This window comes from Luteolibacter arcticus, assembly GCF_025950235.1.
Classification (GTDB): domain Bacteria; phylum Verrucomicrobiota; class Verrucomicrobiia; order Verrucomicrobiales; family Akkermansiaceae; genus Haloferula; species Haloferula arctica.
This window is the reverse complement of record NZ_JAPDDT010000001.1, coordinates 191,181-216,985: the sequence shown is the minus strand read 5'-3', so window position 1 is coordinate 216,985 and position 25,805 is coordinate 191,181. Positions and strand designations below refer to the sequence as shown.

At 63.1% G+C, this 25,805-nt stretch carries 20 protein-coding genes; 17 read left to right on the top strand and 3 right to left on the bottom strand.

The features are described from left to right. Positions 1-206 precede the first annotated feature (206 nt). From OKA05_RS00840 to OKA05_RS00800, 9 genes are all read left to right on the top strand, one after another. Positions 207-1,397 carry a L,D-transpeptidase family protein gene (locus OKA05_RS00840; RefSeq protein WP_264485188.1) on the top strand — a complete coding sequence of 397 codons (1,191 nt, stop codon included), beginning with the start codon at positions 207-209 and terminating at the stop codon, positions 1,395-1,397. Between the two features lie 45 nt (positions 1,398-1,442). Continuing rightward, positions 1,443-2,501 (top strand): peptidylprolyl isomerase, encoded by a 1,059-nt coding sequence (locus OKA05_RS00835; protein ID WP_264485187.1) that lies wholly within the window; start codon positions 1,443-1,445, stop codon positions 2,499-2,501. Beyond that, entirely contained in the window at positions 2,498-3,415 is a 918-nt protein-coding gene (locus tag OKA05_RS00830; RefSeq protein ID WP_264485186.1) for an endonuclease/exonuclease/phosphatase family protein, read from the top strand. Before OKA05_RS00835 ends, OKA05_RS00830 begins: the two co-directional genes overlap by 4 nt. Positions 3,416-3,641: 226 nt before the next feature. Continuing rightward, positions 3,642-4,622, top strand: coding sequence for a ThuA domain-containing protein (locus tag OKA05_RS00825; RefSeq protein ID WP_264485185.1), 981 nt, complete (start codon positions 3,642-3,644; stop codon positions 4,620-4,622). A gap of 72 nt (positions 4,623-4,694) precedes the next feature. Beyond that, complete coding sequence (locus tag OKA05_RS00820; protein WP_264485184.1) at positions 4,695-7,493, top strand: PSD1 and planctomycete cytochrome C domain-containing protein; 2,799 nt, start codon at positions 4,695-4,697, stop codon at positions 7,491-7,493. Between the two features lie 121 nt (positions 7,494-7,614). Continuing rightward, positions 7,615-8,019, top strand: a complete 405-nt coding sequence (locus OKA05_RS00815) for a hypothetical protein (RefSeq protein ID WP_264485183.1) — start codon at positions 7,615-7,617, stop codon at positions 8,017-8,019. A gap of 115 nt (positions 8,020-8,134) precedes the next feature. Further along, positions 8,135-10,753, top strand: a complete 2,619-nt coding sequence (locus OKA05_RS00810; protein WP_264485182.1) for a c-type cytochrome domain-containing protein — start codon at positions 8,135-8,137, stop codon at positions 10,751-10,753. 186 nt (positions 10,754-10,939) lie between these two features. Next, complete coding sequence (gene dnaB / locus OKA05_RS00805; RefSeq protein ID WP_264485181.1) at positions 10,940-12,397, top strand: replicative DNA helicase; 1,458 nt, start codon at positions 10,940-10,942, stop codon at positions 12,395-12,397. 41 nt (positions 12,398-12,438) lie between these two features. After that, positions 12,439-13,470 carry a glycosyltransferase family protein gene (locus OKA05_RS00800; protein WP_264485180.1) on the top strand — a complete coding sequence of 344 codons (1,032 nt, stop codon included), beginning with the start codon at positions 12,439-12,441 and terminating at the stop codon, positions 13,468-13,470. Positions 13,471-13,542: 72 nt separating this feature from the next. On the opposite strand, the gene OKA05_RS00795 is transcribed toward OKA05_RS00800, so the two are convergent. Continuing rightward, positions 13,543-14,619, bottom strand: a complete 1,077-nt coding sequence (locus tag OKA05_RS00795; protein WP_264485179.1) for a peroxiredoxin family protein — start codon at positions 14,617-14,619, stop codon at positions 13,543-13,545. Between the two features lie 155 nt (positions 14,620-14,774). Continuing rightward, a complete protein-coding gene (locus OKA05_RS00790) occupies positions 14,775-16,970 on the bottom strand; it encodes a bifunctional rhamnulose-1-phosphate aldolase/short-chain dehydrogenase (protein WP_264485178.1) in 2,196 nt (731 codons plus the stop codon). An 84-nt stretch (positions 16,971-17,054) separates the two neighbouring features. On the opposite strand from OKA05_RS00790, the gene OKA05_RS00785 reads away from it, so the two are divergent. The 3 genes from OKA05_RS00785 to glpX are packed head-to-tail and all read left to right on the top strand — an operon-like array spanning position 17,055 to position 20,449. Then, on the top strand, positions 17,055-17,819 hold the full coding sequence (locus tag OKA05_RS00785) for a DeoR/GlpR family DNA-binding transcription regulator (protein WP_264485177.1): 765 nt from the start codon (positions 17,055-17,057) through the stop codon (positions 17,817-17,819). Positions 17,820-17,869: 50 nt separating this feature from the next. Further along, positions 17,870-19,342 carry a rhamnulokinase gene (locus tag OKA05_RS00780; RefSeq protein WP_264485176.1) on the top strand — a complete coding sequence of 491 codons (1,473 nt, stop codon included), beginning with the start codon at positions 17,870-17,872 and terminating at the stop codon, positions 19,340-19,342. Positions 19,343-19,399: 57 nt separating this feature from the next. Then, positions 19,400-20,449 carry a class II fructose-bisphosphatase gene (gene glpX / locus OKA05_RS00775; RefSeq protein WP_264485175.1) on the top strand — a complete coding sequence of 350 codons (1,050 nt, stop codon included), beginning with the start codon at positions 19,400-19,402 and terminating at the stop codon, positions 20,447-20,449. Positions 20,450-20,471: 22 nt separating this feature from the next. On the opposite strand, the gene OKA05_RS00770 is transcribed toward glpX, so the two are convergent. Continuing rightward, positions 20,472-20,942 (bottom strand): GNAT family N-acetyltransferase, encoded by a 471-nt coding sequence (locus OKA05_RS00770; protein WP_264485174.1) that lies wholly within the window; start codon positions 20,940-20,942, stop codon positions 20,472-20,474. Between the two features lie 251 nt (positions 20,943-21,193). On the opposite strand from OKA05_RS00770, the gene OKA05_RS00765 reads away from it, so the two are divergent. The 5 genes from OKA05_RS00765 (at position 21,194) to OKA05_RS00745 (ending at position 25,644) form a co-directional block, all read left to right on the top strand. Next, positions 21,194-22,330: an ABC transporter ATP-binding protein gene (locus OKA05_RS00765; RefSeq protein ID WP_264485173.1), complete on the top strand. Its 1,137-nt coding sequence runs from the start codon at positions 21,194-21,196 to the stop codon at positions 22,328-22,330. Then, positions 22,323-22,736, top strand: coding sequence for a four helix bundle protein (locus tag OKA05_RS00760; protein ID WP_264485172.1), 414 nt, complete (start codon positions 22,323-22,325; stop codon positions 22,734-22,736). The genes OKA05_RS00765 and OKA05_RS00760 overlap by 8 nt, the downstream gene beginning before the upstream one ends. A gap of 136 nt (positions 22,737-22,872) precedes the next feature. After that, complete coding sequence (locus OKA05_RS00755) at positions 22,873-23,706, top strand: ABC transporter permease (RefSeq protein ID WP_264485171.1); 834 nt, start codon at positions 22,873-22,875, stop codon at positions 23,704-23,706. A gap of 45 nt (positions 23,707-23,751) precedes the next feature. Then, positions 23,752-24,537, top strand: coding sequence for an ABC transporter permease (locus OKA05_RS00750; RefSeq protein ID WP_264485170.1), 786 nt, complete (start codon positions 23,752-23,754; stop codon positions 24,535-24,537). A gap of 60 nt (positions 24,538-24,597) precedes the next feature. Continuing rightward, the gene (locus tag OKA05_RS00745; RefSeq protein WP_264485169.1) at positions 24,598-25,644 is read left to right on the top strand and encodes an ABC transporter substrate-binding protein; all 1,047 of its coding nucleotides are present in this window, start codon (positions 24,598-24,600) and stop codon (positions 25,642-25,644) included. Positions 25,645-25,805: the final 161 nt, after the last annotated feature.

The following is a 25,805-nucleotide window of genomic DNA, read 5'->3' as shown; positions in this document are numbered from 1 at the left end:
AAAGTAGAAGCCAGGGCTCCAGTTTCCGAGGACCTTCGGGACAGATCGTGGCGTGCCGGACCGCGGATTTGGCCCTCTACTTGGCGCACTTGGCGTCCTGGCGGTGCCAATTCTTCGATCCCCTCCACAACCGTTAGGCTTCGCCGCGTGACATCGCGGGAAAATCTGAAATAGTCCCTGTGTCCCGACCTTCAAACTTGCCGAAGATGTTCCGGAAATCCGTCGCCGCCGCCATTCTTGCCACCGCCTGCTCCTCCGATGCCGATCCCCTGCGCGCCTTGCCAGTGGATCCATCAGAAATCACTCCCGAAGAGAAGGTTGCGGCTCCGCCCGCCCCTGCCCCGGTAGTCCAATGTACTCCCCTCGCGCCCGGTGTGGTGAAGATGCCCGAGCACAAGCCGAGCACGAAGTCCGACGCCCCGGAGGTCGCCAACCTGCCCACCGGCGAGGACGCGATCCGGCTCCAGATCTTCCTCGATCAATCGAACTTCGGTCCGGGCGTGGTCGACGGGAAGCCGGGCCGCTTCACCATTCAGGCAGTGGCCTCGTGGAATGAAGTCCATGGCCACGAGGCCGACGACATTGGGCCGGTCATGGCCGCCGCCCGCAAGGCGGTGCCGAGTGCTTTCGCGATGGCAGTGGTGCCGGAGATCGCCACCAAGTGGGTGAACAGCGGCCTGTCCCACAACCGCGCCGCGCAGGCGAATGCCAAGCGCATGAGCTATCGCAGCATCGCGGAGTTCATGTCGGAGCGCTTCCACACCGACGTCGAATTTATCCTCGAGCTCAATGGCTCCAAGAACACCTGGGGCGTGAAGCCCGGCGAGACGCTGATCGTCCCGAACGTGAAGCCCTTCGTGATCGAAGCCCTGGACGGCAAGCGCTACGAAGCGGAGACCGCGATGTCGGAGCGCCACGCGGTGGTCGATACGGTGAAAAACCAGGTCCGCATCTTCGAAGCCGCCCCCGCCGCGCTGGTGATCGAGGAAGAGGAAACCGTTTCCAACCAGCCGGTGCTGGTGAAGCCGAAGACCTCTCCGGTGGCGAACCGCGCCCTGGTCGCGTCGTTCCCGATCACCCCCGGCAAGCCCCAGTTCATCCACAAGGGCGTCTGGAAGCTCAACAACAGCGTCGAGCTACCGGTGTGGCGCTACGACCAGTCGCTGCTCGATACCGGCAAGCGGTCCAACAACGCTCTCAACATCCAGCCCGGCCCGAATAGCCCGGTGGGCATCATCTGGAACGGTCTCAGCAAGCCAGGCATCGGCCTGCACGGCACCGCCGATCCTGAAACGATTGGCCGCGCCCGCAGCGCCGGTTGCATCCGCCTGGCAAATTGGGATGCCATCCGCATCCCGACCCTGATCCGGCCGGGCGCGACGGTGGAAATCCGCTGAAGGAACCGTGCGCCGATCGCGTAACGGTGCGGAACTTTTTCCCGCGTGCCCCTGACGAAACGCTCTCTCCTCCTCGGCTTCCAAACGGTCGTCCTGCTTTACCTCGCCGGAGATCTTTTCGTTTTCACGGGGCCCTTGCGCCAGTGGATGCGGCGCGGCTTGCCAGATAGCCCGCAATCGATCGCGAAGGCCAAGGCCGAGGGCGTGGTCGCCCGCGTGGCGAACCGCTCCATCCTCTCCTCCCAGGTCGACCGCACTGCCAAGGAGCGGCTGTGGCTGCGCGGGATGACGATGGAGTCGCTGGCACCCGCGGAACAGCAGGCCGAGCGCAAAGTGGCGCTCGACGAACTGATCGACCACGAATTGCTGCGCTTCGCCACCCAGGATCAGGCCGCCGCGCTGCCGGTGGCCAATGAGGAGGTCGATGACGCGCTGAAACGACTCGCCGCCCGCTTCGAGAGCCCGGATGAAATGCGGGCCCACCTCGCTGCCGAGGGCATCGACTCGGAGAAAGAACTGCGCCTGCGACTCGGCGCGCGGCTCCAACAGCAGCGCTTCATCGAAAGCCGGATCGCCCCCGGCGTCACCGTGAGCGACCAGGAAGCGCGGACTTGGTTCGATGCCCATGCCGCGGAACTCGCCCGGCCCGAGCGGATCGAGGCGCAGCACGTGTTTGTTTCCACCCTCCAGCGCGATTCCGCGGAGGCCCGGGCGTTGTTGGAGAAGGCACTGGGAGAATGGACCGCGAAGCAGAAGGATTTCGCCGCGATCGCCGCCGAACTCAGCGACGACCCGCGCAGCAAGGGCGACGGCGGCAAGCTCGGCTGGATGACCCTTGACCGGTTGCCGGCCGATTTCGCCGCTCCCGTCTTTTCGCTGCCGCTGAATCGCCCCTCGCTGGTCCGCACCAAGCTCGGCTGGCATCTGGTGGAGGTCACCGGCCGCAAGCCAGCGGAGCCACGGAATTTCGACGAAGCAAAGGTCGAGGTGATCGCCGCATTGGCAGCAGTCAAGCGGCGCGACGCCATGCGAGACCTGCGGAAGGCCTTGCGCGAAGCAGGAAGAGGCTCCATCGAGGTGCTCGACGACCTGTTCACCGAATGAAGTGGATCCTTCTCAGCGGCCTGCTTGCCACGCTCTCCACCTGCGATCGCGAGGCTCCACGAGCCCGGGCGGTCACGGAGGACGGCTCGCTTTCGCTGACCTTGGCCACCTTCAACATCCGCTACGAGAACCCGAGCGAAAGCGACTGGCGGGCATGGAGGAACCGCATCGGGCGATTGGTCAAATCCATCCGCTCCATGAACCCGGACGTCTTCGGCGTGCAGGAGTGCCTGCACGGCCAGGCCGCCGACCTGCGGGCCTCCCTGCCCGACTACGACTTCCACGGCGTGGGCCGCGATGATGGCAAACGCGGTGGCGAATACGCGGCGATCTTTTTCCGGAGCGACCGCTTCGAGAAAACCGACGGCGGCACCTTCTGGCTTTCCGACGAGCCGGAGAAGCCCGGCTCGATGAACTGGGGCAACACCTATCCGCGCACGGTCACCTGGGTGCGACTCGTCGACCGCAGCAGCGGACGCGGGTTTTGCGTCTTCAATACCCACTGGGACCACCGCAACCAGTACTCGCGCGAAAAGGCCGCGCCCCTGCTGGCCCGACGCATCGAAGGCCGGCCCCATGCGGACGAGCCTCTGATTCTGTTAGGCGACTTCAACGCGACCGAGGGCAATCCGGCGGTCGACTACTTTGTAGGCAAAGCCGTGACCCTGGCCGGCAAGAAACTGGCGGCATGGGGCACGCCCCTGATCGATACCTACCAACTCCTCCACGCCGGCGTGAAAAACCGCCGCACACTGCACTTCTGGCAAGGCCATCGCGATGGCTGGGCGAAGGTCGATCACATCCTCGTCAGCCGCGGCGCCACCGTGGAAGCGTCCGACATCAAGGTCGAGCGCTCCCGCGAGGAGCAGCCCTCCGATCACTTTCCCGTGTGGGCAAAGGTGAGATGGGAGTGAGAAGGCAAACACCGCGTCTCCGAGGAATTCCGCAGCAGGCGTCAGCGGTCCTATCTCTTCAGGCACTCCGATTGGTGATTGGAAGATTGAAGATTGGTGATTCGGCCCCACAGATGGATATTCCACTCCACCCAAACCAAACACGTTTCCAGAGTAGCAAGGGATTTTCATGGGATGATTCTTGCCGCGCTCGCAAGAAGCGGCTTGGTTCGCCGGTAACCCAACTATGAAGCCCATCCTTCACCTCTGCCTCCCCCTCGCTCTCGCCTCTTCCGCCCTGGCTGACGATTCTTGGATTGTTTTCGAAGGCAAATCCGGCCCGGGCAAGGGCAAGCATGTGGTGCTGGTCAGCGGCGACGAGGAATACCGCTCCGAGGAGTCCTTCCCGATGCTCGGCAAGCTGCTGGCCGAGAAGCACGGCTTCAAGTGCACGGTGCTCTTCCCGGTCGACCTGAAAACCGGCGAAATCAATCCAGACGAGCAGACCAATATCCCCGGCATCGAGTCGATCGACTCGGCCGACTTCCTGATCCTCGGCCTGCGTTTCCGCGAGCTGCCGGATGACAAGATGAAGCACATTGTCGACTACGTGGAGGCCGGAAAGCCGCTGCTCGGCCTGCGCACCTCGACCCACGCCTTCAACTACACCCGCAAGAAGGACAGCCCGTATGCCTCGTGGTCGTTCAACTCCAACGGCGGCTTCGGGAAGAAGATCCTGGGCGAAACGTGGATCAACCACCACGGCAACCACGGCAAGGAAAGCACCCGCGGCATGATCGAGGAGGCGAACAAGACGCATCCCCTGCTCACCGGCGTCACCGACGTGTGGGGCCCGACCGACGTCTATGGCGTCACCAAGCTGCCCGACGACGCGACAGTCCTGCTGCGCGGCTCCGTGCTGACCGGCATGAAGCCCGAAGACGAGCCAGTGGCCGGCAAGAAGAACGAACCGATGATGCCGGTGGCTTGGGTCCGCGACCGCAAGCTCGACAGCGGCAAGACCCAGAAGGTGATCTGCTCGACGATGGGCGCGGCGACCGATTTCGAAAAGCCGGGCCTGCTTCGTTTCGTGGTGAACTCGACCTACTGGGCCTGCAGTCTGCCGGTCCCGGAGAAGCTCGATGCCAAGCCGGTGGGCGAATTCAAGCCATCGAATTTCGGCTTCAAGGGCTATAAGAAGGGCGTGAAGCCAGCGGACCTGAAGTGAGAGGGGCCGTTGCCACCTCATTCAAACGAATTTCTCCTGTGAGAAAACGGGCGCTGGCGTCGTAATCGCGGAATGCCATCCGGTTTTCCGACGCCTGCACTCCTTCTGGCATTCGCGCTCCCCACCCTGTCGGGGGCATCGGAGTCGTTTGAGAAGGCGCGGCTGATCCTGGAGACGAAGTGCGTCTCCTGCCACCACCCGGACAAGACCAAGGGCGACCTGCTGCTGACGACCCGCGAGCAATTCCTCAAGGGCGGCGAGTCGGGTCCGGCGCTGGTGCTGGAGCACCTCGAAAAGTCGGAACTGCTCATCCGGGTAAAGCTGGACGAGGACGACGACGAGATCATGCCGCCGAAGGGCAAGCCGCTCACACCCGAGGAGATCGCCATTTTGGAGGCATGGATGAAGGAAGGCGCGCCGTGGCCGGAAGGCATGGTGCTCGCCCCGCGCCCGAAAACGGCGCTGCCCGAGTGGAACGCCGCCCCAGATCCGGAGATCGCGGCGATCGAGGCATTCCCGAAGGCCGTGTCGCTTGAGACGAACGCTGATTTTCACAAGGTGCTGGCGATCGCCCGCTTCAAGGATGCCGGCACGCAGGACATCACCCGCCAGATCAAGGCGAGCGTCGCGGACCCGACGGTCGCGAAGCTGGAAGGGACGCTGCTCAAGCCGCTGAAGGACGGCAGCACCACGCTGACACTCGAGTATCGCGGCCTCAAGACGGAGGTGCCAGTCACCGTGAAGGATGCCACGAAGCCGCGCCCGATCTCCTTCCAGCTCGATGTGATGCCGGTGCTGACTTCCGCTGGCTGCAATACCGGCTCATGCCACGGCTCGGCCCGCGGCAAGGATGGCTTTCACCTCGGCCTCTTCGGCTTCGATCCGCAGGGAGATCATTTCCGCCTGACCCGGGAGCAGCCCGGCCGTCGGGTCAATCTGGCACTGCCCGAAGAGTCGCTGCTAGTGACCAAGGCGGTGGGCTCCGTCCCACATACAGGTGGCAAACTTTTCGAGAAAGGCAGTGCGAACTACGAGACGCTGGTCGCCTGGATCAAGTCCGGTGCCGAGTATGATCAGGGCGAAATCACGAAACCAACCGGGATCACGGTGGAACCGCCCCAGCTCGTGCTGAAGGGCGAAGACCTGGAGACGCCATTCACGGTGAAAGCCACCTACTCGGATGGCACGGACCGCGACGTGACTCCCCTTTCCTCGTTCTCCACCTCGAACGACAACTCGGTCTCAATAAATCCCCGCAGCGGTCTATCGACCTCCAAGAACCGCGGCGAGGCCTTCCTGTTAGGCCGGTTCATGACCTTCACCGAGGTCGCGCAGGCGATCGTCATCCCGAAGGCCCTCGACTACACCCGGCCGGAGCTAGCGGAGTTCAACTACATCGACAAGCACGTCCACGAGAAGCTGCACAAGCTGCGCATCATCCCCGCACCCTTGTGCGACGACGAGACCTTCCTGCGGCGGGTGTTCGTCGATGTCGTGGGCAAATTGCCAGAGCCCTCCGAGCGGGAGAAATTCCTCGCCGACACCAATCCGAAGAAGCGCGAGGCGTTGGTGGATGAACTCATCGGCCGCAAGGAGTTCTCGGAGATGTGGGTGATGAAGTGGGCGGAGCTTCTCCAGATCCGCACCTTCAACAACGGGCCCGCGCAAGTTTCCTACAAGGCGGCGCTCGGTTACTACAACTGGCTGCGCGATCGCATCTCCGGCAACCAGCCGTTCAATGAGATCGTCCGCGAGCTACTCTCGTCGGAAGGCGGCACCTTCTCTAGCCCGGCGACGAACTTCTTCCAGATCGAGCAGGACACCCTGAAGCTCACCGAGAATGTCGCGCAGGTCTTCATGGGCACCCGGATCCAGTGCGCCCAGTGCCACAACCATCCCTTCGACCGGTGGACCATGGATGACTACTACGGCTTCGCCTCGTTCTTCGCGCAAGTGAAACGCAAGCCCGCCGAAGACCCGAGGGAGCGGATCGTCTTCGATGGCAATGGCGAGGTGCCGCATTTGGTAACGAAGAAGCCGGTGAAGCCCCGCTTCCTCGGGACCAAGACGCCTGACGACTTCGGGAAGACGTCCCGCCGCGAGGCGATGGCCGAGTGGCTGACTTCCACCGACAACCCGTGGTTCGCCCGGAATGTCGCCAATGTCGCGTGGGCTCATTTCTTCGGCGTGGGCATCACCGATCCTGTGGATGACGTGCGGATCTCCAATCCGCCGGCGAATCCCGAGCTGTTGGCGGCGCTTTCCGGGAAGTTCGTCGAATACGACTACGACCTGCGGAAGCTGGTGCGCGACATCTGCACCTCCCGCACCTATCAGCTTTCCAGCGCGACCAACGAGACGAACGAAACCGATACGCGTAACTTCTCCCGCGCCATGGTCCGGCGGATCCGCGCCGAAGTCCTTCTGGATTGCATCTCCCAGGTGACCCAGACGCCGAACAAGTTCAAGGGCCTGCCGCTCGGCTCGAGCGCCGTCCAGATCGCCGACGGCAATACCTCCACCTACTTCCTCACCACCTTTGGCCGGGCCACGCGCGCCACGGTCTGCTCCTGCGAGGTGAAGATGGAGCCGAACCTTTCCCAAGCACTCCACCTCCTCAACGGCGACGCCACCCACAACCGCATCCAGCAAGGCAAGATCGTGCAGACGATGCTGGAGCAGAAAAAAGCTCCGGAGGAGGTCATCCGTCACCTCTATCTCAGGACCGTGAACCGCGAGCCGGTACCCACGGAAATGGAGAAACTGATGGCCGCCGTAAACGAGGGGAAGAACCCCAACGAGAAGCAGCAGATACTCAATGATGTGTTCTGGGCGCTGCTGAACTCCAAGGAGTTCATCTTCAACCATTGAAAATCGAGGCGTCCCGGCCGTTAGGAGTCGCTGATTAGTTGTGGACCACTCAGATCAAGAAATGTTCAAATTTTAATTTTTGAAATTGTCTACTTACGCGATCGCGTGTATTCACGCGCCCATGCTGTCCCACTCAGCCAATAACAAACCCGAAGAAGCCGAAGTCGCCCCGGCCGATTCACAGATGCCGGAGGCATCGGGGGTTCAGCGGCGGCATCTCACGGTTGCGGACGTGTTCGGTCGTTTCGACCGCAATTATTTCCGCAGTTGGTTCATCGATGGTCCGCGGCTGTTGCTGACCGGTCGCTTCACCCATCGCGAAGCCGCCTTCATCGCCATCTCGGCGCTTCCGGCCCTGCTCGCCGTGGCACTCATCACCGTGCCGGCCTACCTTTTTAACACGCCGCAGCACAATGCCTTCTACCACTTCGGCCAATTCCTGAAGGGTGAGAATACCTCCATGATCCCGATGGCGTTCGGAGCGGTGGCGTCACTGCTCAGTTTCCGTTTTCCCCACGCCCCGTGAGGGTGGTGCGCATGGATTGATTTTCACGACCACTAGCCCGGCACGCAGGTGCCGGGCTTTTCGTTTTATGACTCTGGATATTTTCCCGCAAGATCGGCAAACAGGTTTGGCGTAGATGGGTGCAATCGCTTTGGCAAATCGCGCAACCATCCTCGTCCTCCCCTTCCTCGCCGCCGGCCTTTCGTCCGCGGCGGACAAGGTCACCTACGACGACCAGGTGCTGCCGATCTTCCAGCAGAGCTGCCTGAACTGCCACAATCCCGACAAGGCAAAGGGCGGTCTCGACCTCTCGACCTTCTCCGGTGCGATGAAGGGCGGCTCGGGCGGCAAGATCGCTGAACCGGGCGATGCGGGCTCAAAGCTGATTTCCGTCGTCACGCACGCCGCGGAACCCAAGATGCCGCCCGAGGGCGACAAGCTCGGCGGCGAGCAGATCAATCTGCTCAAGGCATGGATCGAGGGCGGATTGTTAGAGAACAAGAGCTCCTCGGCCCGGAAGCCCTCGAAGCCGAAATTCGACACCGCGCTCAAGTCGGCCGCCGACCAGAAGCCGGAAGGCCCGCCGCCGATGCCTGCGGATGTCTTGCTAGACCCGCCGGTGCTCGCGGCTCGGGCGTCCTCGGTCAATGCCATCGCCTCCTCGCCATGGGCCCCGCTGCTGGCGGTCACCGGGCAGCGCCAGGTGCTGCTGTTCGATACGAACTCACTTGAGCTCACCGGCGTGCTGCCCTTTCCCGAGGGCGATCCCGTCTCGCTCGCCTTCACGCCGAATGCCCGCTACCTGATCGTCGGTGGCGGCGTGCCGGGGAAATCCGGCGTCACCGTCACCTTCGACGTGGTCACGGGCGAGCGCATGCTGGTGGCCGGGAAGGAATTCGACAGCGTGCTGGCCAGCGACCTCAAGCCGGACCTGTCGCTCGTCGCCACTGGCTCCCCTTCCCGCCTGATCAAGGTCTGGAAGGCCGAGGATGGCTCGCAGCTCCACTCGATCAAGAAGCACACCGACTGGGTCACCGCGCTCGATTTCTCGCCGGATGGCATCCTGCTGGCGACCGGTGATCGCAATGGCGGCGTGTGGGTCTGGGAAGCCGATAGCGGCAGCGAATATCTAACCCTGCGCGCCCACCAGGCCGGCATCACGGCGACAGCCTTCCGCGGCGATTCCAACCTGCTCGCAACGGCGTCCGAGGATGGCACCGTGCGCTTCTGGGAAATGAACGGCGGCACCGAGGTCAAGAAGCTCGATGCCCATCCCGGCGGCGTGCTCGCCTTCGCGTGGGCTCGTGACGGCTCCTTCATCACCTCTGGCCGCGACCGCGTGGTGAAGCTGTGGAAGCCGGACTTCAATCTCCTGCGCGAGTTCAAGGACCAGCCGGACTTGCCGGTGGCGGTGGCCTTCGACAGCGAGGGCAAGCGGGCCTTCGCCGCCGACTACCGTGGCCAGATCGCCGTGTGGGATGTGGCCAGCGGCAATCCAGGCGGAAGCTTCGATGCGAATCCACCCTCGGTGGAGCAGCGCCTGGTCTCCCTCCGCGAGGAGATCCGCAAGCAACCCGAGGTCACTTCCGCCTCCGAAACCGCCGCCAACGAAGCCCAGCAGAAGCTCGCCGACGCCCGCAAGCGCCTGACGGATTCTGAAAGCGCGCTCCAACAGACCCGCGAGGCCCACGCCGCAGCGGTGAAGGCCAAGCAGGAGCACGAGCAAAAACTCTCCCACGCCAACCAGCAGCTTCCGCCGAAACGGGAGCAGGCGGCCCAAGCCCGCGGTCGCCTCGATACCGCCAACAAGGAAGCCGAAGCGAAGAAAGCCGCCATCGGGGCCGTGGATCAGCGCATTGCGAGCGCCGACCAAGAGAGCCAAGCCGCAGCCGCGGAATTGAAGCGCCTCGAAGACGAACTGGCCAAAGCCCGCGCCGAGGACCGCAAAGACGCCATTGCCACCTTGGAGGGCTCGGTCAATGCCCAGCGCCCGAAGGCTGAAGCAGCCGCCTCCGCCCTCGAACAAATTCGCTCAGAACGAGCCCGGGAGCAGGGTGCCCTTTCCGAAATCGAAGGTCGCCAGAAGGCCGCCACCGAAGAGACCACCAAGCTCGACGCCGAGGTCGCCGCGCTTGCCAAGGATGCCGAGACCCTCCCCGCCATGCTGGCCGGTGCCACCCAGGCCGCCGCCGAGGGCGAGGGCAAGATCAAGGAGTGTGAGGGCGCCATCGCACCGGCACGCGACGCCATCGGACCCGCCGAGAAAGGCGAGCAAGAAGCCGCCGCGAAGCTGGAACAAACCAAGCAGCGGCTATCGTGGCTTCAAGACCGCGAACGCCACTGGAGTGCCGCCGGGGTGAACGCCGAATCCCTGAAAACCCGCGCCGAGGCGGATCGTCAGGACGCCGAGGCCGAAGGACTCGTGGCGGATTTCCAGGAGCAGATGAAGGCGCTCGACGAGCAATCCGCCGCCCTTGCCGCTGCCCGGCAAGAAGTCGCGGACCGTGAGGCCAAGCACGCCGCCCAGCTCAAGTCAGAGACCCCGGCCGAGCCGAAGGCAATCGAAGAAGCGGCCAAGGATTTGGAAAGCCATCGCGGCAAGGTCCGCGAACTTGAAGGGAAACTCGCCGCGACCACCGCGTCGCTTGCGGAGGCCAAGGCCAAGCTCGATGCCGCCCTCCCCGCCGCCCACGCCCTGCGCGCCAAGGCCGAGGACCTGAAGGCCCGTTACCTCGCCCTCCGCGCCTCAAAGTGAACAACTGCGGGGTTGTCCGCAACTTGTTCACAATTGCTCCCATCTGAGCCGTGGAGCGGCCGAAAACGAGCCCGGCTCGGGAGGTCCGGAGGGGTTGTTCACAATCTATCAACCGGTTCCCCTGATTGACCGGCAGACCCGGGGATGGGTAGGCTTCGCGTCCTGTCGCCACCCAGTCGCTCACCCATGGCCGTCGATACCAAGCCCGCTCGCCCCACCGCCGATTCCCCTTCCCTGCACGCCTCCGATCCCGCCTCTATGGGACAGGACGTGATGCGGGCCATGCCCCACGCGCTGGGGCCCGAGAAGAGCATCCTTTCCTCGATGCTCAAGGACCCCGAGCAATGGATCGGCATGTCGCTTGAGGAAGGCCTGACCCGCGAGCACTTCTACCTTCCCGGCCACGGACTGCTTTTCGAGACCCTCCGCGACCTCAACGCCAAGGGCCAGGAGATCGAACTAGTGTCGCTGGTCCAGCTCCTCCACGACCGCGGCAATCTCGACAGCGTCGGCGGTCCGGCGGCCATCACCGACATCTTCACCTACGCGCCGAATGCCGCGCACTTCAGCAATCACCTCTCGCTGGTAAAGGACAAGTTCGTCCTGCGGTCGATCATCCGCACTTGCACCGAAGCCGTCTCCGAGGCCTTCGAAAATCCCGAGGAAACCGTATCGCTGCTCGACCGGGTCGAGACCAGCGTGCTCGGCATCCGCCAAGGCAACGAGACCACCCGCGGCTTCCACATCAAGCAATCCGTCGGCGAGGTGATCAGCCACTTCGAGGCGCTGCTCTCCGGGGACGTGGAGGTGCAGGGCGCCCCGACCGGCTACTCCGACCTCGACCGCATGTGCAAGGGCCTGAAGCCCGGTGAAATGTTCGTCGTCGCCGCCCGTCCCTCGATGGGCAAGACCTCGTTCATGATGAACGTGGCAGAGCACATCTGCGTCGACCAGGGCGTTCCGAGCATGGTCTTCTCCTGCGAAATGACGGCGTTCCAGATCGTGCAACGTCTTGTCTTCTCACGCGCCCGCTTCGCGATGGCCCAGATGGGCAAGGGCTTCAAACCGAAGAAGGAGGACCTGCTGCGCATCAAGCGCGCCGCCGAGGAGATTGCCTCATCGAAGCTGTTCGTGGACGACACCCCGGGCATCCTCATCGACACCCTGCGCGCGAAGGCCCGCCGGCGGAAGCGCGAGGACAATATCGGCTTCATCGCGATCGACTACCTCCAGCTCCTGAAGTCCGGTTCGAAGCAGGCACAGAACTCCCGCGAACGTGAAATCGGTGAAATTTCTGCCGGCATCAAGGGCCTCGCCAAGGAGCTCGAACTGCCGATCCTCGTCCTCGCCCAGCTCAACCGCGGCCCGGAAGGCCGGACCGGCAAGTCGCTCGGTGTGCCCCGCATGTCCGACCTTCGCGAATCCGGCACCATCGAGCAGGACGCCGACATGATCGGCCTGCTCTACCGGACCGCCTACTATGCCGAGACCGAAGAGGAAAAGGAACAGGAAGCGGGCAAGGCCGAGCTGCTGCTCTCGAAGAACCGTAACGGTGAAACGGGCCACGTGCCGCTGACCTTCATCGCCGAGCTGATGCGCTTCGAAACCCGCGCACGCGACGAGCACGATCGTGGAGTGGAGTGATGGCACTTGGCACCATTCACTTGGAACATCACCTTCCCCGCATGCGCATCGTCCACGCCGCAAACCTGCAGCTCGATAAGGACGGCGCGCACCTGTGGAACCAGGACCAAAAGATCCACCACGGCCTCATCCGGCTCGGGCACTTCGTTTATCCATTCTCGATCAATGACCGCGCACGGATGCTCTCGCCGACCAAGAGCAAGACCTTCGGCAAAGGCCGCGCGAACAAGGCGCTGATCGAGACCTGCCGCAACGTCCACCCGGACCTGCTCATCCTCGGCCACGCGCAGTTTATCTCGGCGGACACCCTTCGTGAAATCCGCCGCATCCTGCCATCCATCCGGATCGGCCTGTGGTATGTCGATCCCTTGTGGGACGTGGAAGAGACGAAGCACCTGCGCGACCGTCTGGAGGTGCTCGATGCGCTGTTCTGCTCTACCGGCGGAGCCTTGTTAGAAGCACTCGCCCGGCCGAATTGCCCGGCCGCGTTCATCCCGAGTGCCGTGGATGCAGGCATCGAGTGCCACCGCGCATTCGAGACGCCGGAATCGGAGATCCTTCACGACCTGCTCTTCTTCGGTCGCGACAAGGGCGAGCCGGGGCGCCGTGCCTTCCTACAGGAACTCAAGGCGAAGCTCCCCGAACTGCGCGTCGGCTACTACGGTTGCCTCGACCAAGCGGGTATCTTCGGCTGGGAAAAGGAGCAGGTCATCCGCCGTTCCAAGATGGCGCTGAACCTCTCCCGCCGCTCGGATGTGGCGCTCTACTCCTCGTCCCGCATCGCGGAACTGATGGGCAATGGCATCCTCACCCTCACCCCCCGGGGCGCAGGGCTGGAGGGACTCTACGGCGAAGACGAAATCGCCTACTACGACGACATCAATGATCTCGCCACCAAGGTCCGGCACTTCTCGCAAGACGCAGGCCAACGCATCGCGACAGCGCGCAGGGGCTGGGAGCGCAACCACCGCGAATATAACGGAACGGAGATCGCACGCTTCATCGTCAACCTGACCCGCCGCGACGATGCATGGAAGAGCGCCCCGTGGGCGGCGCATGTCCATCCAAGATAGGGCGAGATCCGCCCCGAAAGTAGCTGGGGCATCTTGCCCCAGTCCGTTGGAGGGGCGTCCCGCCCCTCTACCTCACTTGTCCGCCATCACTGCCGCGGCGGTGAGTTCGACAAAGGAGCCCATCGCGCCGGTGTAGTGGATCTTGCGGCTGCCATCGAGCACATAGGCCAAGGGCCACACGCCGACGCGGTATTCACCGGTCAACTTGCCATCGGGGTCGGAGAAGTTCGGCCAATCCACCATGCCCGAAGCCTGGAGTTGGCGCAGCGACGCCTGCGGATCGCGGTTCACGCCTACGATCTCGAACGGCTTGCCGGTGAATCGGGCGCGTATCTTCTTCACCATCTCGCACAACTCTTGCGTGCCGACTTCCTCGGACCGCCAGAACAGCAGCACCACGGTCTTTCCCTGATAGTCCGAAAGCTTCATCGGCCGGCCACCGGAATCCATGCCGGCCAGGTCAGGAGCCTCGCGGCCCTTGCTGAGGAAGCGGATGATATACAACTCGTCCTCGGCCAGCTTCGCCACGCTCACCCCGTTGACCTCCACGTCACTGCTTTCGATGATCGCCTTCTTCAGCATCGTCAGGCGACGCCGCATCACCTCCGGCTCGTCGCTCAAGTCCTTGAGCAACATGGCGATCCCCAGTGCGGCTACTCCTTGGACCTTTTTGTCGGGATTTCCGCGCTCGACCTTCTCCAGCAGCGTCAGCGACGCCGGATCCGGCGAAGCGACCAGTGCCAGGCACATCGGGGACAGGTTCTTGTCGGACAAGTGATACTTTTCCACCGCGGCACGGATTGCGATGGCCGCCTCGCCCAGCAGCGGCTTGGCCATCCCATTCTCGCCTTGGGTCACCTGTCCGGAGGAAATTCTCAGCAGCCATGCCGCCGGCTCCACCGACCATGGCTCCGCCAGATTCGGCTGGATCGTCGCCCACATCCGCTTGGCTGCCGCGGCGGCATCCGGCCGCTCCTCGGCGATTTTGTTGCGCTCCGCATCACTCCCGGCCACGTGCAATTTCAGCACCCACGCCTTGAAATCCGCCTCATACGAACGGCGGACGCCATCCGCCTGCTGGGGCGTCCCGGCAAGGGCGGAAAGGCTGCCGGCGACCAGCACCGACGCGACGAGGAGTGAAAAACGCATGCCCCACGCTAGCCAGCCCTCCGGCCCTGACAAGCCCCTCGGTTGCCGCAACTGAGCCACTTTTTCAAGGCTCGACTACTCCGCGACAAAGTGAACGGGCGGCCCCGTGAAAGAAGCCGCCCGTTCGGACCTACTACGTGGAAGTTGGTTTGGCTTCAGCGGAGGAAGGCCTCGTGCAGGCCGCCATCGACGGTGATGACCTGTCCGGTGGTCTTGCTCAGACGGCTGGTGACGAGGAGGAAGTAGGCTTCCGCCTGGTCGGCCGGAGTGATCGGGGACTTGGTCAGGGTGCGATCCGCGTAGAACTGGGCGAGCTTGGTCACCAGTGACTCGGTGGCTTCGTCGTCCGCGTAAGGGATGCTGTACTTGGCCAGCGAGCCGATGACGCGGTCGCGCGGGAACATCGCCGAGCCTTGGACGACGGTCGCGGGAGCGACGCCGTTGACACGGACCAGCGGGCTGAGCTCGATGGCGAGCTCGCGGACGAGGTGGTTCGCAGCGGCTTTCGAGGTGTCGTAAGCGAGGCTGCCCTTCTTCGCGACGGCGGCGTTGGCGCTGGTGGTGAGGACGAGGTTGCCACGCAGGCCCTGTTCCTTCCACGTCTTAGCGGCTTCGTCGGCGACATAGTAGGAGCCGCTGACGTTGATGGCGAAGGTGAGCGCCCACTTGTCATCCGGGATGTGGCCGCTGGTGTCGCTCGGCACGAAAATACCGGCAGTCACGCAGATGTGGTCGAAGCCGCCATAAGCGAGTGCGACCTGATCGAGCATCGCGCGGATGCTGGCACGGTCGGTGATGTTCGCGGCAAGGCCGATGGCCGGACCGCAGCCGGAGATGCCGCTGCCGGCGACGCCGATGCCAAGACCATACTTGTCAGTGATCTCCTTGGCGGTCGCTTCGGCGGCTTCATGGTTGAGGTCCACGCAGACGATATGCGCGCCTTCCTTCACGAGGCGATGCGCGGTTTCCTTGCCAATGCCGGAGCCAGCGCCGATGACGATGACGATCTGGCGGGCGAGTTCCTTCTCGGCGGGCATGCGCTGGAGCTTCGCTTCCTCAAGCAGCCAGTACTCGATATCGAAGGCCTCCTGCTGTGGCAGCGCGATGTATTCGTCGATCGCCTCGGCACCGCGCATGACTTCCACGGCGCAGTTGTAGAATTCGGCGGTCACGCGACTCTCGGACTTGTCCTTGCCCCAGGCGATCATGCCGAGGCCGGGGATGAGCACGACCGTCGGATTCGGATCGCGCATCGCCGGGCTGTTGGCGTGCTTGCAGGATGCGTAGTAGGCGGCGTAGTCCTTGCGATATTGCTCGAGGCCGGCGGTGAGCTTGGCCTTGAGCGCGGCGAGGTCCTCGGACTGCGGATTCCAGTCGACGTAGAGCGGCTTGATCTTGGTGCGCAGGAAGTGATCCGGGCAGGAGGTGCCGAGCTCGGCAAGGCGCGGCGCATCGGCCGAGTTGACGAAGCGCAGGATCTTCACGTCGTCCTGCACGGTGCCGATGAAGCGCTTCTGCTGGGACACCTGGCCGCGCAGCCATGGCAGGATGGCGGCGAGAGTCGCGTGGCGCTCGGCTTCGGGGAGCGTGAGATACTTCTGGCCGCCGAAGGCCTTCGCATCGCCACCCTTGGCCTGATACTTTCCTTCGATGTAATTCGCGGCCTTCTCGATGAACTCGAGCGTGCGCGTGTAGCAGACTTTCTCGTCATCATCCCACGAGATGAAGCCGTGCTGGCCCATCATGATCGCCTTCACGTCCGGCTGCTTCTTCGCGATCTCCTGCATGGCGAGGCCGAGCTCGAAGCCCGGGCGCATCCACGGCACGTAGGCCATGGTGCCGCCGAAAATATCCTGCGTGAGCTTCTCGCAATTCTTCGATGCCGCGATCGCGATGATCGCGTTCGGGTGCATGTGGTCGACGTGCTTGCCCGGCAGAAAGCTGTGCAACGGCGTGTCGATCGAGGAAGCACGCGGGTTGAGATTGAAGGTGGTGTGGAAATACATCGCCACCATGTCATCCTCGGCCTGCGACTTGAGGCCCTTGTCACCGCGGCCGGCATAGACGTCCTGCAGGGCGATAAGCTTTTCCTGATAGAGCGACGAGAAATTCTCACGCTTCGAGGTGCGGAGGTCACCCCCCGAGCCCTTCACCCACAGGATCTCGGCACTGGCACCCCAGAGCGGATCCTTCTCGACGATCTTCGAGGAGGTATTGCCGCCACCGGTGTTGGTGATGCGCTGGTCCGCACCGAGAATATTGGAGCGATAGACGAGGCGTTCGACGGGATCGAGGGTCGCCACATAGGCGTCATCCCACGAGAAGTTCACATTTTTAAAGTCGGAAGGCATGGGTCGGTCGAAGTTCGCGATTGACGTGGCCGGGGTGTGCGGGACAAAACCCACGAAAGCAAGCAATTTCCCACAAAAACCCACATGTTAGCAGCCGAACGCCAACGCCAGATTTTAGACCGTGTCCGCCGCGAAGGCACCGTGCGCACGGCAGAGCTGGCAAAGGATTTCGAGGTCACGGAAGAAACGATTCGCCGCGACCTCGACTACCTCGGCCGCCGCGGCCACGTGCGACGCACCCACGGCGGCGCGATGGATGCCTCCGCCCCGCTCGGTGAGCTCTCCCAAAGCGAGCGCGAGGCGCGGAAGCTGGAGGAGAAAATCGAGATCGCCCGCGAAGCGGTGCGCATCATCGGGCCGGGCGAAACGATCCTCCTCGATGCCTCGACCACCGCGCTGGAGCTCGCCGCGCACCTGCCCGAAAACATGCCGCTGCGGGTGGTGACGTATTCGCTCGCCGTGATCGAGCGGCTGGCCGGCCGGGGCGATCTGGAGCTGGTGCAGCTCGGCGGTGCCTACGAGGCACGTGGCCGGCGCTTCTCCGGCATGCTCACGGAGTCCGCACTGCGGCTTTTGAAGATCGATCGCTTCTTCTTCTCCGGGGCCGGACTCGATCCCGTCCAAGGCATCAGCGAGCCGAACCCCGAGCAGGCCCGCCTGAAGCGCATGATGATCGAGATCTCCGCGTGGAATGGCGCGCTACTCGACCACTCGAAGCTCGGCATCAAGGCCGATCACTTCTTCGCCACGCCCGTCGATCTTGACGTCGTGATCACCGACCGCGAGTCCAAGGCCTACGCCAAGGGCCAGCTCAAGAGCGTACCCTACGAACTCCGCTTCGCCCGCTGAGCATGGCCAAGGCATCCGCCATCTAACATCTCCCATCCGCCATCTTTTCCATGCCCGTCTTCCTCTCCATCGACCTCGGTGCCGGCAGCGGCCGCGTCATCGCCGGCGTCTCCGATCTGAAAAGCCTCCAACTCGAGGAGATCCATCGTTTCGACAATCCCGGTACCGATCTGCCGGGAGGATCGTATTGGAACATCGTCGGCCTGTTCCGCGACATCGTGGAAGGCCTCCGCCGCGCGGTGGAAAAATATGGCAAGGACATCGTCGCCATCGGCATCGATACCTGGGGCTGCGACTTTGGTTTGTTAGATGGCCATGGCCGGCTGCTCGGCATGCCGCACCAGTACCGCGACTCCCGCCACGAAGGGATGCCAGCGGTGATGCACGCGAAGCTCAGCGAGGCGGAGATCTACTCGCTCACCGGCATCACCACGAATTTCTATAACTCCTCGCTGCATCTGCTGGCCGAGGAACAGGTCGCCTCCCCTGCCCTCGCGGCGGCGGACTCGTTGCTCTTCATCCCCGACCTGCTCGCCTTCTGGCTGTGCGGTGTGCAAGCGGTCGAGCGGACCATCGCCTCCACCTCGCAGCTTCTCGACGCCGGCACCGGCGACTGGGCGTGGGGCGTGATCGAGACTCTCGGTCTGCCGAAGCGGATCTTCGGGAGAATCGTCGCGCCCGGCACCGTGCTCGGCCCGATCCGCAAGGAAGTCGCCCGCCAGATCGGCATGGAAGGCATCCCCGTGGTCGCCAGTGCCTCGCACGATACCGCATCGGCAGTGGCCGGCATCCCGATGGAAGGCGAGGACGCGCTGTGGCTGTCCTCCGGCACATGGTCGATCATGGGTCTGGAGAGGAAAGATCCGATCCGCACCCCCCAGGCCTACGCCGCCCGCTGCTGCAATGAACTCGGCGCCGAGGGCTCTGTCCGCTTCCTTAAGAACATTGCCGGCCTCTGGCTCATCCAGGAGTGCAAGCGCCAATGGGCCCTCGATGGCGAAAGTATCTCCTACGGCGAAATGGCCAAGCTCGCCGAGGCGGCGCCGTCCTTCACCGCTTTCATCGATCCCGACGATCCCATCTTCGCTGCGCCCGGCGAAATGCCCGCGAAGATCCAGACATGGTGCGAGCGAACCGGCCAAGCGGTGCCCCAGGACAAGGGCACCATCCTCCGCGTCGCCACCGAATCGCTCGCGCTGAAATACCGGGCGGTCTTCGAGAACTTCTGCGCCCTTTCAGGCAAGCGCTTCGAGCGACTCCATGCTGGCGGCGGCGGCATTCAGAATGCCTTCCTTGCCCAAGCGACCTCCGACGCGCTCGGCATCGAGGTCATCGCCGGTCCGATCGAAGCGACCTCCTGCGGCAACATCGTCGTGCAGATGATCGCCACCGGTCACCTGCCCGACCTCGCCGCGGCCCGTCATTTGATTCGCGAGTCGTTCGAGTTCCAAAATTATGCACCGCATAACGGCGACGAATGGCAGGCCGCATATGAACGATTCAAAGCGTTCATCGGTCGCTGAGCGATTTGGCCCGCCATTTGCATTCCCCGCGCTCTCCCCCTCCCCCTCCTTGAACCCATGATCGACTCCGAACGCATTTTTGAAATGGATTTCCTCCGGGCAACCGAAGGAGCCGCCATCGTCGCCCACCGATGGATGGGTCGCGGCGAAAAGGAAGCAGCCGATGCCGCCGCCTGCGATGCCATCCGCGGCATGTTCGACCTCATGGAAATGCGCGGCGAGGTCGTCATCGGCGAAGGCATCAAGGATGAGGCCCCCGGCATCTTCAAAGGCGAGAAGGTCGGCACGTGGGCGGAAGGCGCGCCGCAATTCCACATCGCACTCGATCCGGTGGATGGCACCACCAATGTCTCCAAGGGCATGGCCAACTCGGTCTCCTGCATCGCCGCTGCCATCCCGGTCGATGGCGAAGCAAGCGCGCTCGAGGACATCCCGGCCTTCTACCTCGAGAAGCTCTCCTATCCGGAAAAAGTCCGCCAGGCCTTCATCGCCGATCCCAAGCTGCCGATCAGCGTCGAAGCCCCGACAGAAGAAGTCATCAAGATCACCGCGAAGATCCTTCAGAAGGACATCCGCGACATCGTGGTCATGATCTTGGATCGCCCGCGCAACCAACCCTACATCGATGCCGTGCGCCGCATCGGCGCCAAGCTGCGGATGATCTCCGACGGCGACATCGCAGCCGCGATTGCGCCGGCCTTGCCGGAGAGTAACATCGATCTCTACATCGGCATCGGCGGAGCCCCGGAAGGCGTGCTATCCGCGGCCGGCCTGCGTTGCCTTGGTGGTGGCCTGCAGGCAAAGATCTGGCCAAAGGACAACCTCGAGAAGCGCGTCCTCATCGCGGAGGGCTACGGCCACCTACTCGACCGCGTCTATCTCTCAAAAGACCTCGCCAAAGGCGACCGCATCCTCTTCAGCGCCACCGGAATCTCCGATAGCCCGCTGCTCCGCGGCGTCGAGGTGAACGGCAACGTCGCCCGCACCCACTCCGTGCTCATGCGCGTGAAAAGCCGCACCGTCCGCTCGATCAAGGCCGCCCACGACCTGTCCAAGAAGACCTTCCGCCTGCGCTCGAAGAAGGCGGAGGTGCTGTTGTTGGATTGATCGACCCGACCTAACGGGCTGCTCACGGCAAGATATCCCCATAAATCCCCGGATCGCTGCCTGGGATCTCAATGGCCCCGCAGGCTTTCTCATAGAACTCCCGCGGCCCCACGCCGCCGATGAAGGCATACGCGTAGCCGATATCGCGGAGCGCTTCGAGAGCCTTGAAGAGCAGCGCCTTCCCGATGCCCGTGCCGCGAGCCGCTTCCGCGACACCCGTCGGGCCGAAGAAGCCGCGCATGGTGGTGTCGTAGCAGGCGAAGCCGAGGATGGCCTTGTCCTTGGTGGCGATGAAGCAGGCGACCGGCTGGCGGCTCAGAGCGACCTCGACCTCGCTCACCCATTTCGGGGAAAAGTGAGTGCGCGCGAACTCGGCGACGGTGTGCTTCTCGAACGCCCGCGCACGGCGGAGGGTGATCCCCTGCCCTGCGGCTTTTGCGTAGAGTTCCGCGCTTTCGGGCAGGTCGTAGAGGCGCACGAGCATGTCGATCATGGGCCGGATGAAATCACCAATCACCAATCTTCCAATCACCAACTTGTCGCCCCGTAGCCTTGGCCTAGGAGGATCGCCCGGGCCGGCGCGCCACGAGGTGGGTCACCTCTCCCGGAGGGCTCCGGCGACTCCAAGAACCTCCGCCCCTCGCGTCAGCGGTCCTCTCTTTTCAGGCACTCCGATTGGTGATTGGAAGATTGGTGATTGATGATTTGCGTTCCCTTCCCGTTCGCGTTTCATCTAGCAAGCCAATGGCCTCCTATTTGCGTTTCGAGAACGTCACCCGCCGCTACGGGACCTTCACCGCCGTCAACGATGTCACGCTCGACATCGAGAAGGGCGAGACCTTCTCCCTCCTCGGGCCCTCGGGCTGCGGGAAAACGACGCTGCTGCGGATGGCCGCCGGTTTCGATCAGCCGGACCTCGGCCGCGTCTATCTCGACGGCAAGGACATCACCCCGCTGCCACCCGACCAGCGCCCCGTCAACACGGTCTTCCAAAGCTACGCGCTGTTCCCCCACCTCTCGGTCCGGGACAACATTGCATTCGGTCCCAAGATCGCGAAATGGACGCCGGGGCAGATCGCCAAGGGGGTCGATGAAATGCTCGAACTCGTCGACCTCAAGGCCCACGGCGACAAGAAGCCGGCCCAGCTCTCCGGCGGCATGAAGCAGCGCGTCGCCCTCGCCCGGGCGCTGGTGAATAAGCCCAAGGTCCTGCTGCTCGACGAACCGCTCGCCGCGCTCGACCTCAAGCTCCGCCAGCGCCTGCTGGTCGAGCTGGATGCCATCCATGACGAGGTCGGCATCACGTTCATCTACGTCACCCACGACCAAGGCGAAGCGATGTCGATCTCCGACCGCATCGCGGTGATGAACAAGGGCGTCATCGAGCAAGTCGGCCCGCCGGCGGAGATCTACGAGGCACCCCGCTCATCCTTCGTCGCCGCCTTCATCGGCGACACGAACTTCCTCGATGGCAAGATCACCGAATCGATCGACTCCCGCTTCTCGCGCTGCGACGTGAAGGACTTCGGCAGCATTGTCATCGACAACGACAAGGCAGTTTCGGTCGGCGACCGCATCCACCTGTCGATCCGTCCGGAGAAACTCGTCGTCTCCCGTGACAAGCCGGCCATGTCCCCGATGGACAACGCCGTCGAAGGCAAGGTCGAGGACGTCATCTACTACGGCTCCCACACCCGCTACTGGGTCCGCTGCGGCGAATGGCGCATGTGCGCGGAAATGCAGCACCGGACCTTCCAGCTCGACGAGACCCTCCCAAAATGGGGCGACACCGTCTGGCTGCTCTGGGACGCGAACGACGGCTTCCTGTTAGAGCAATACCGCGAGGAGGACGAAGGGATGCTAACGCTGCCGGATGCCTAAAAGGGCAAATCACCAATCATCAATCTTCCAATCACCAATCGAAGTGTCTGAAGAGAAGAAATTTGATCTGGATGAGCGGACCTTCCAGTTTGCGCTGGCAGTGAGGAAACTCATCGGAGCGCATCGTTGGAGCTTGGAACAAACGAGCGACGTTAAGCAAGTGCTGCGCTCTTCAGGATCTGTCGCTGCCAACTACGCCGAAGCGAATAATCCGATCTCCACGGGAGATTTCCTTCACCGGCTGAAGGTCTGCCGAAAGGAGTCGGGAGAGTCGCGGCTTTGGCTCCGATTGCTTGGCGAAACCTCAGTGGATGATCGTCGCAATGTGCTTCGGACGCTCTGGCAGGAGTCCGACGAACTGACGCGGATCTTCACCAGCATCTTGAAGAAGAACGGAGAAGAATAGCATGAAAGAGGCCGCACCCGCTTCCAGATCACGAATTAGGAGGAATTCCGCCCCAGGCGCCAGCGGTCCTGCCTCTTCAAGCACTCTGATTGGTGATTGGAAGATTGGTGATTGATGATTTTCTTTTTCCCCTCTGATGAAGCCCCAAAACAAACCCGAACTCCTAGCCACCGCCCCCAGCTTCCTCTGGCTGGTGATGTTCGTCCTGGTTCCGGTGGCGATCATCTTTGCGATCGCCTTTCGCCCCGCATTGCCGGCGGGCGGCATCGGGGAAGGCTGGAGCCTGGACTCCATCCGCGCGCTGGCTGACCCAAGCTATCCCGCGCTGTTCTTCCGCACGATATTCACGGCGGCGATGACCACGCTGCTGTGCATTGCCGCGTCGCTGCCGGTCGCCTACGCCATGGCCCGCCTCACGCCGGTGTGGCGCTCGCGGGTGCTGCTGCTGGTGATCGTGCCGTTCTGGACGAATTTCGTGATCCGCGTCTTTGCCTGGCAGCAGATCCTGCACGCCCAGGGCTATGTGGCGGAGGCGCTGCGCTTCATCGGGCTGCTCGGCGAAAACGACCGGCTGTTAGGAAACCTCACCGCGGTGGTCATCGTCAGCGTTTACACCTACCTGCCCTTCGCGATTCTCCCGCTCTTCGCCGCGGCAGAGAAATTCGACTTCGGCCTGCTGGATGCCGCCCGTGACCTCGGCGCAAAGCCCCTGCGTGCCTTCTTCTCGGTCTTCATCCCGGGGATCCGCCAAGGCGTCATCACCGCATTCCTTGTGGTCTTCATCCCGATGCTCGGCTCCTACGTGGTGCCTGACATGGTCGGCGGCACCCGCACGCAGATGCTGGGCAACAAGATCGCCCAGCGGAATTTCACCGACCGCAACCTGCCCGAGGCCGCCGCGCTTTCCGGAGCCCTCGCTCTTCTGGTGCTGGCTCCGATGTTCCTCAGGCGTCGCGAGCGCACCGCGTGAATCCATGATCTCCCATCCTCCATCTGCCATCCACCATCTCCGATCGTGAAACCCAGCCGCGCCCCGCTCGTCACGCTGATCTCGGTGCTGGTATTCTTCTACCTGCCGATCGGGTTCCTGGTGCTGAACTCCTTCAATGACTCCCGCTATGCCTCGAAGTGGAATGGCTTCACCACGCGCTGGTATGAGCGCCTCTTCGAGCGCACCGACATCCTCGCCGCGCTGGGTAATTCCGTGAAGGTCGCCACCGGGGCCAGCATTGCCTCGATGGTGCTGGGCACCGCCGCCGCCTTCGCGCTCCAGCGCTACAAGTCCCGGCTGCAGGACGCCCACAAGCTGCTGGTCACCGTGCCACTGGTGCTCCCCGATATCCTGATGGGGATGAGCCTGCTGCTGCTGTTCATCTCCTTTGGAATGAACCTCAGCCTGCTGACGATTTCCATCGCCCACGTCACCTTCTGCCTGAGCTACGTCGCGCTGGTGGTGCAGGCCCGCTTGCAGGACTTCGATTTCAATGTGGTGGAAGCCGCCCGCGACCTCGGCGCGACCAAAACGCAAGCCTTCCTGAAGGTCACGCTGCCACTGCTCGCCCCGGGCATCTTTGCCGGAGGCTTGCTGGCATTCACGCTCTCGATCGATGACTACGTGATCACCTACTTCGTCAAAGGCCCGGGCTCGGACACCTTGCCAACGCTCGTTTACTCGATGATCAAAAAGAGCAAGGACCTGCCGGTGATCAACGCGCTCTCGTCCCTGATGCTCATCGTCACCTTCGCGGTGGTCGCGATTTCACAACGATTGACGCGGCCGGCCATGGCCGAGTCCAAGTAAGAAATCCGATCCAATTTCCGATTCCCCTTTCTCCCGCAGACCCTCTACGCTCCATCCGTCATGAACCGCCGCCATTTCATCGCCGCCTCCGCGCTCGCCGCCGCTTCGATCTCCGCTTGCAAGCCAAAGGGGGCGGCCGGCGAAAAGAAAACCCTCACGATCTTCACCTGGGCCGACTATCTGAAACAAGAAGTCAAGGAGGGCTTCGAAAAGGCCCACAACTGCACGGTGGTCATCGACACCTTCGACTCGAACGAGGCGATGCTCGCCAAGATCGAGTCCGGCGCGAGCGGCTACGACGTACTGGTGCCCTCGTCCTATGCGGTCCAGGCGCTCAAGCGGAAGGGGCTCATCCAGCCGCTCGACCACGGGAAAATCCCGAACCTCAAGAACGTGGATGCCTCCTACCTGACCAAGTCGCTCGATCCCAAGATGGAAGTTTCCGTCCCCTACATGATGGCCCCGACCTGCCTGTGTTACCTCGAGTCGAAGGTCAGCAACCCCGTGAACTCCTGGGCCATGCTTGACCGCGCCGATCTGAAGGGCCGCATCACCCTGCTCGATGACATGCGCGAGGTCCTCGGTGCCGCCCTGAAGTTCCTCGGCCACCCCTTGAATTCCACCGATCCCGCCCAACTCGCCGCCGCACGCGACGTGGCGATCCGCTGGAAGAAGAACATCGCGAAATTCGAGAACGAGCAGTACAAGACCGGCATCGCTTCGGGGGAATTCCACCTGGTGCAGGGCTACGCCGGCGACCTGATCCAGGCGAGCGAGGAGAACGATGACATGAGGATCTTCGTCCCGCAGGAAGGCACCGCGTTTTCCTGCGACGACCTCTGCATCCCGAAGGGCGCCAAGGAAGTCGATCTCGCCTACGCCTTCATCAATCACGTGACCGAGGCCAGCGTGGCGGCAGAGAACATGGAGTGGATGGGCTATCGCGCGCCAAACTCGGCCGCCTATGGAAGCCTCACCGAGGATTTCCGCGGCAGCGAGGTGCTCTTCCCGCCGGACGAGTTGTTCGCGAAATGCGAGCCGATCGATGATCTCGGCGACAAGCTGCCGCTGTGGACCGCCGAGTGGGACAAGGTGAAGACGGCCTGAGATAGAATCCAATCATCAATCACCAATTCTCCAATCACCAATCGGATTGCCTGAAGAATAGGACCGCTGACGCCATGGGTGCCGCCGCGAAATGCTCGCGGAGGTCTCAGGCGCGTCTTCCCACCATTAGATCGTCGCTCCAGCACAATCTCATTCTTCCC

Excerpts from the sequence above, each read along its gene's own strand:
- OKA05_RS00840 (WP_264485188.1), top strand. The coding sequence starts at position 207 with ATGTTCCGGAAATCCGTCGCCGCCGCCATTCTTGCCACCGCCTGCTCC.
- OKA05_RS00830 (WP_264485186.1), top strand. The coding sequence starts at position 2,498 with ATGAAGTGGATCCTTCTCAGCGGCCTGCTTGCCACGCTCTCCACCTGC.
- OKA05_RS00825 (WP_264485185.1), top strand. The coding sequence starts at position 3,642 with ATGAAGCCCATCCTTCACCTCTGCCTCCCCCTCGCTCTCGCCTCTTCC.
- OKA05_RS00820 (WP_264485184.1), top strand. The coding sequence starts at position 4,695 with ATGCCATCCGGTTTTCCGACGCCTGCACTCCTTCTGGCATTCGCGCTC.
- OKA05_RS00815 (WP_264485183.1), top strand. The coding sequence starts at position 7,615 with ATGCTGTCCCACTCAGCCAATAACAAACCCGAAGAAGCCGAAGTCGCC.
- OKA05_RS00810 (WP_264485182.1), top strand. The coding sequence starts at position 8,135 with ATGGGTGCAATCGCTTTGGCAAATCGCGCAACCATCCTCGTCCTCCCC.
- dnaB (WP_264485181.1), top strand. The coding sequence starts at position 10,940 with ATGGCCGTCGATACCAAGCCCGCTCGCCCCACCGCCGATTCCCCTTCC.
- OKA05_RS00800 (WP_264485180.1), top strand. The coding sequence starts at position 12,439 with ATGCGCATCGTCCACGCCGCAAACCTGCAGCTCGATAAGGACGGCGCG.
- OKA05_RS00795 (WP_264485179.1), bottom strand. The coding sequence starts at position 14,619 with ATGCGTTTTTCACTCCTCGTCGCGTCGGTGCTGGTCGCCGGCAGCCTT.
- OKA05_RS00790 (WP_264485178.1), bottom strand. The coding sequence starts at position 16,970 with ATGCCTTCCGACTTTAAAAATGTGAACTTCTCGTGGGATGACGCCTAT.
- OKA05_RS00785 (WP_264485177.1), top strand. The coding sequence starts at position 17,055 with ATGTTAGCAGCCGAACGCCAACGCCAGATTTTAGACCGTGTCCGCCGC.
- OKA05_RS00780 (WP_264485176.1), top strand. The coding sequence starts at position 17,870 with ATGCCCGTCTTCCTCTCCATCGACCTCGGTGCCGGCAGCGGCCGCGTC.
- glpX (WP_264485175.1), top strand. The coding sequence starts at position 19,400 with ATGATCGACTCCGAACGCATTTTTGAAATGGATTTCCTCCGGGCAACC.
- OKA05_RS00770 (WP_264485174.1), bottom strand. The coding sequence starts at position 20,942 with ATGATCGACATGCTCGTGCGCCTCTACGACCTGCCCGAAAGCGCGGAA.
- OKA05_RS00765 (WP_264485173.1), top strand. The coding sequence starts at position 21,194 with ATGGCCTCCTATTTGCGTTTCGAGAACGTCACCCGCCGCTACGGGACC.
- OKA05_RS00760 (WP_264485172.1), top strand. The coding sequence starts at position 22,323 with ATGCCTAAAAGGGCAAATCACCAATCATCAATCTTCCAATCACCAATC.
- OKA05_RS00755 (WP_264485171.1), top strand. The coding sequence starts at position 22,873 with ATGAAGCCCCAAAACAAACCCGAACTCCTAGCCACCGCCCCCAGCTTC.
- OKA05_RS00745 (WP_264485169.1), top strand. The coding sequence starts at position 24,598 with ATGAACCGCCGCCATTTCATCGCCGCCTCCGCGCTCGCCGCCGCTTCG.